We start from the raw sequence: 4,907 nt of genomic DNA, 5'->3' as shown, positions 1-4,907 counted from the left end.
CGTACCTGCCCGATCGCCCGAGTCACGGTCGAGCGGTCCACCCCGAACGCCACCGCCAGGGCCTCGTGCGGCACCCCCAGACGCAGATGAGCGAGAGTGACGACAAGCCGATCAGTGAACCGCAGCGTCAAACGCCGCCCGGCTCCAGCCGCCCGCCGCCGGTGGCCACCCCGACGGGCATACAGCCGGCCCTCTCGCCCGGCCAGCCACACCACCCGCAGCTCGGTTCGAAGCAGGTGCAAATGACGGCGGGAGATCCCGGTAAACGCGGGATGACTGAACACGCGACGCGCCCACCGGATCGACACCCGGAGATCATCACCTACGCCGGACGGACACCACCAACCGTCCTATTGCGCACGAGATCGTTAGAGCCGACCGTCACGAGGTGTCGGCGCGGGGTCAAGGTGGGGGAAGGGCAGGATAGTTATGAGCCAGACCAAGTATCGGCTGCTACTTGAGGTAGGGGACAGTCGGACCGTGTCGGAGCCGGCGCCGCTCGACCAGACCTTGGAGGCTTTCCACCGGCAGATAGCTGATGGTGCGTTCCACGCTAACAGTGGTCGCCGGCTCCTGGTGCTGTCCGAACAGGGGTGGTCAGCGCGGCGTAGCCGCGCCCGTGCGGGGGTTCGCTGAGGAGAGCGGAACGCCTGTGGCCTCCACCCCTAAACAGTACCGGCCCATGACCGGGTAACCATGAACAACGGCATGCCGCCACGCTGCCGGAACCACCTGGCCCGGCAGCCTGCGACACACCCACCGCGATCGCAGCGTCCTCGCTGGTCAACCCTTTGGCGATCTCACGCCAGAACAAGCGCTCGACTTCCCGCCGAAGCGACGACTTCCCCGGGGACTTCATCGGCGACCTGCCCGTCAACGCCTTCATCCACCCCGCCGGCCTGCCCATCGACACCTCCATGATCGAGGTGTTGCGACGACCGGTTGAATCCGTCTTGTTCACCTACTCCGGGTTCGTGGCGGCGGTCGCAGCGGTAGCAGCTCGGGATAGTCGACCGCGCACTGGGTCATCGACGCCCTCGGACCGGTGCTGGCCCCAGCTGTAGCTACCCTCCCGTCGGTGAGGGATCTCCTCCCTTTTGCAGGGATTCGGGCCCATGCCGCGCTGCGTGCGGCATGGCATTGGCCCGGTCAGCGCGTCAGATCAGGGGCCAGGAGATCGAGCCGGTGTTGTCCGGCGGGGTGATCCCCGAGATGTCGATCAGATGCTGCAGGTCGGGATCGTACTCCGGCGTGGCGCCGTTGAAGGAGGGCCGGAAGCCCGACGCGAGCACCACCACGCCATCCGTGTTCACCGTCAGGATCAGCGGCCGAGACCGTTGGACGGCGGTTCCACACCGCTGATGTCGATCTGTCCATAGTCGTCTTCCGAGGGCGAACGGTTGCTGTTGAACCGGACGACCACCCGGGCCAGGTCGTCAGCGGTGATCGGTCCGGTGCCGAGGTAGTCCGGGTTGACCATGCCGGTCTCCCCGCCCGTCTGTCCGTCGCCCTCCGGGCAGCCGGTCCCTCGCACGTCTCGACGGTCGCCTCCGACTCGACCTCTCCGTCCTTGTAGGTGTTGGTGGTCGTGGTCGTCTTCGTCGTCTCGCCGTCGTCGGTCGTCGTGGTCTCGGTCTTCTCGGTCAGGTTGCCGCCTTTGTCGTAGTAGCTCGTCGTCGTCGTGGTCGTCGTCCCGTCGGCGGACGCCTGACCCGTGAAGCTTTCGGTGGTTTTGTCAGTCTGATTAAAGTCTCGGTCGTAGTTCGTGGTGGTGCTGACGGTTTCGTCAAAGGACGACCCGTCCTCGTACGTCTTGTGGGTGATGACGGATTCGGTTGTCCCCGCCCCCTCGAGGTTGCCGTCCGAGTCCTGCGCCAGGTTGGTGATCGTTTTCCTGGTCTCCGTGGTCGTCGTCTCGGTGACGACCGTCACGATGTCCGAGCTGACGCCCTCGTAGCCGACCGAGCATTCGCGCCCGAACGAGCCGGGACCGTCACCGTAGGTGAACCCGCCGTCGATGAACCGGGTCGGCTTCTTCTGGCCGTTGAGGCCGAAGTTCGTCACGCCGACGAGGCCCTCGATGGAGTCACCCTCGGCGCCCCAGATCCGGAGGTGCCTCGATTAGGAGATCGCCGGCCCGCTTGACCCGGACGCCCGAGCCGGAAACTCGCGATACCAGCTGGCGCATCAGGCTCTCAGCGTGGGAACGGGATAGATTCGTCGCAACGTACACGGTGTCAGTGGAGGTTTTGACCCTGCCACGACGTCGTGCCCGCCACCGGCTGGGCGACCGACACGTTCCCAGCCTGCTCGCGGACATGCTCGGCGAGCGCCTGGTCGACCTGCCGGGGCGTACCAGACATGCCCTGCGGCGTTCAGCGCGGCGCTGCGCGTCCTGCCCACGCCCGCGGCGGAACGGTTGCCTCGGTAGTCCCCCTCGCCGGTTGAGATCAACCTGCCCTGCCAGACAGACACTTGACGACGATGACGTCGGAACTTACGGTCCATCCCTGGAATGATCTGAAACCTCATGTCCGGCTCAGCAGCACTTACCCGTCGACCCTCCGTTGGGAGATGCGATGATCACCGGAACATACAATCCTCTGACCGATGACACGTCCGTACACGCGCGAGCTGGTCTCGCCGCCTACCGAGCCACCGGTTGCCCAGTGTCCGAGATGGCTCCCGGACTGTTGCTGGTCACCACCCACGAGGCGACCCGGCAGGCACTGCTCGACCATGCGTCTTTGAGCAACGCGGGAAACTTCATCCTGCACACGGGCAGCGAGGTCGTTCCGTCCCTTATCACGCAGAGCGACCCGCCTGAGCACACGTTCCTGCGTGGCGTCCTGCGTCCGGCGTTCCAGCGCAAGGCGATGGTGAACGCCCTGCCCTGGATAAGCGAACTTGTGGATGCGCTTATCGACCGGCTTCCGGCCGGTGGACCGGCGGACATAGTCACCGACCTTGCCATGCCGCTCACGTCCTCAGTCATCGGTCGCCTCGTCGGCATACCCGAGGCTGACTGGTCATATGTGTCCCACCTGTGCCTGGACATGGCAGCGCACGCTCCGGGCGACTTCTTCGCCGTTCCCGCGTGGATCGAGCTCGAGGGATACCTGACCCGGCTGGCCACTGCTCGCCGCACCCAGCCGGACAAAGCAGACGACATCCTGACCCGGCTCGTCATGGCCGAGGACAACGGCCGCCGGCTCACCGACCGTGAGGTCGCGTTCCACACCTTCCAGGTCTTTGTGGCTGGTCTGGAAAGTACCGCGCACACCATCGGCTGGACTGTCTACCAGCTGCTCGTCCAGCGGGCTCGGTGGGAGGAACTCCTGGCCGATCGCTCGCTCATTGCCTCGGCCCGTGACGAGGGCCTGCGCCATTGCACCGCGATTCGTTGGGTCATGCGCAAAGCGATCACCGACACCGCCATCGACGGGGTCGCCGTGCCGGCCGGCAGCCGCGTCGTCATCAGCCTTGAATCGGCGAACCTCGACGAGGCGGAATTCGGATCCAACGCGGCGGAATTTGACTTGCACAGGGGGAAGTCCCGTAAGCAATTCGCGTTCGGGCATGGCATCCACCTGTGCCTGGGCAGCGAGCTGTCACAGATCGAAATCACCTCAGTGTTGGAGCGACTGCTCGATCGGATGCCGGGCCTACGCCTCGCCGACGGCTTCACCCCACAGGATGTCGGCGGCGCTATCTTTCGCGGCCTTCGCCACCTACACGTTGTCTGGTAAAACCTGTGCTCGATGTCGAAGCGGTGCAGGAAAGGTCTACCAGAGCCGGTCGACGTCAGCCTCGGTGGGGTCGGCGCCGGACCACCAGAGCCACACCCGGTTTCGGGTCGCGCCGCTGGTCAGGTGCTCGATCTCCAGGCGGATGACCGTTCCTTCGATCACCGACAGCACCGGGGAGTGTCAAGATGACGCTCTGTCTCACATCCGGTGGTGACCGAAGGTAGTCGATGTCGTTGAGGTCATGTGTGCAAGATCGATGATCTTACGAAGATGGTGTTCTCGGGGCTGCTGCCGCTGTTGATCGACGACGTGACGGACGAGGGCGAACGGATCCTGGTGCGGGCTCGGACTCCCGGAGGGCCGGTGGCCTGTCCGGGCGGCCCACTCTCGTCGACCCCTACCGCGACCACCTGCGCCGCCGCCGTCAACAAGACCCCGCCGTCGGCGCCACCCAACTTCTGACGAAGATCAGGGAGCTGGGCTACACCGGCAGCCTCAACCTGCTCTACCGCTACATCACCCAAGGCCGAGTCGAAGCCGACCGCCCAGCCCTGTCACCCAGGCGTCTGACCCGCTACCTCCTGACCGCACCTGACCAGCTCAAAGAACATCAGCGGACGCTCGTTGACGCTCTCACCGGCGCCTGTCCACAGATGACCGCGCTGGCCGGCCTCATCGGCTCGTTCGCCGCGCTGCTCACCCCTGCAGGCGGAAACGATGACCGTCTCACCGCGTGGATCGCCGAGGTCAAGGCCACGGACCTGCCCCACCTGCACACGTTCACCCGCGGCCTCGGCCTTGACCGCGACGCCGTCAACGCCGCCCTGACCTACCCCTTCCACAACGGCGGCACCGAAGGCGTCAACACCAAAACCAAACTGATCAAGCGACAGATGTACGGACGCGCGGGCTTCCCTCTCCTGCGCCATCGAATCCTGCTCGGCTAACCAGCACCCTCCGTCACCACCGAATGTGAGACAGAGCCAAGATAACGGTGTAACTGGGTCTTATTCGGGGTCTACTTGCGGCCGGCGGACAGGCGTCCGTCGAAGGTGCGGTCGAAGTGACTGGTCAGGTGCTCGTCGGCGGGTCGGCTTGACCTGGGGCGTTCGGGTTGGATCATGGTTGGGTGTGCGGAACGCCGTCGATCGTGGAGCT

Annotated in this window: 6 protein-coding genes and 2 pseudogenes; 3 read left to right on the top strand and 5 right to left on the bottom strand. The window is 65.3% G+C overall.

Features of this window, described 5'->3' with window-relative positions; all coding sequences use genetic code 11:
• The 4 genes and pseudogenes from AB0G14_RS34630 to AB0G14_RS34615 form a co-directional block, all read right to left on the bottom strand.
• Positions 1-308: transposase family protein (locus AB0G14_RS34630; protein WP_357704838.1), on the bottom strand; the 308-nt coding region annotated here is incomplete at its 3' end.
• 387 nt (positions 309-695) lie between these two features.
• Positions 696-886: pseudogene (locus AB0G14_RS34625) on the bottom strand (IS30 family transposase); the annotation flags it as partial.
• A 263-nt stretch (positions 887-1,149) separates the two neighbouring features.
• Positions 1,150-2,064, bottom strand: coding sequence for a hypothetical protein (locus AB0G14_RS34620; RefSeq protein WP_357704836.1), 915 nt, complete (start codon positions 2,062-2,064; stop codon positions 1,150-1,152).
• 173 nt (positions 2,065-2,237) lie between these two features.
• Positions 2,238-2,363, bottom strand: coding sequence for a hypothetical protein (locus AB0G14_RS34615; protein WP_357704834.1), 126 nt, complete (start codon positions 2,361-2,363; stop codon positions 2,238-2,240).
• 216 nt (positions 2,364-2,579) lie between these two features.
• Between AB0G14_RS34615 and AB0G14_RS34610 the strand changes: the two genes are divergently transcribed.
• Entirely contained in the window at positions 2,580-3,749 is a 1,170-nt protein-coding gene (locus tag AB0G14_RS34610) for a cytochrome P450 (protein ID WP_357704832.1), read from the top strand.
• A gap of 36 nt (positions 3,750-3,785) precedes the next feature.
• On the opposite strand, the gene AB0G14_RS34605 is transcribed toward AB0G14_RS34610, so the two are convergent.
• Positions 3,786-3,911 (bottom strand): hypothetical protein, encoded by a 126-nt coding sequence (locus AB0G14_RS34605; RefSeq protein WP_357704830.1) that lies wholly within the window; start codon positions 3,909-3,911, stop codon positions 3,786-3,788.
• A gap of 108 nt (positions 3,912-4,019) precedes the next feature.
• Between AB0G14_RS34605 and AB0G14_RS34600 the strand changes: the two genes are divergently transcribed.
• Both AB0G14_RS34600 and AB0G14_RS34595 read left to right on the top strand, forming a co-directional pair.
• Positions 4,020-4,211, top strand: a complete 192-nt coding sequence (locus AB0G14_RS34600) for a hypothetical protein (protein WP_357704828.1) — start codon at positions 4,020-4,022, stop codon at positions 4,209-4,211.
• Positions 4,127-4,696 (top strand): annotated as a pseudogene (locus AB0G14_RS34595) (transposase); the annotation flags it as partial. The gene AB0G14_RS34600 and the pseudogene AB0G14_RS34595, both read left to right, overlap by 85 nt.
• Positions 4,697-4,907: the final 211 nt, after the last annotated feature.

This window comes from Micromonospora sp. NPDC023814 (assembly GCF_040639595.1).
GTDB lineage: Bacteria > Actinomycetota > Actinomycetes > Mycobacteriales > Micromonosporaceae > Micromonospora.
The sequence above is the reverse complement of the archived record's forward strand: the minus strand, read 5'-3'. Positions and strand labels throughout refer to the sequence as shown.

Coding starts and splice junctions, on each gene's coding strand:
- AB0G14_RS34600 (WP_357704828.1), top strand. CDS start 4,020: ATGGTGTTCTCGGGGCTGCTGCCGCTGTTGATCGACGACGTGACGGAC.
- AB0G14_RS34610 (WP_357704832.1), top strand. CDS start 2,580: ATGATCACCGGAACATACAATCCTCTGACCGATGACACGTCCGTACAC.
- AB0G14_RS34615 (WP_357704834.1), bottom strand. CDS start 2,363: ATGTCTGGTACGCCCCGGCAGGTCGACCAGGCGCTCGCCGAGCATGTC.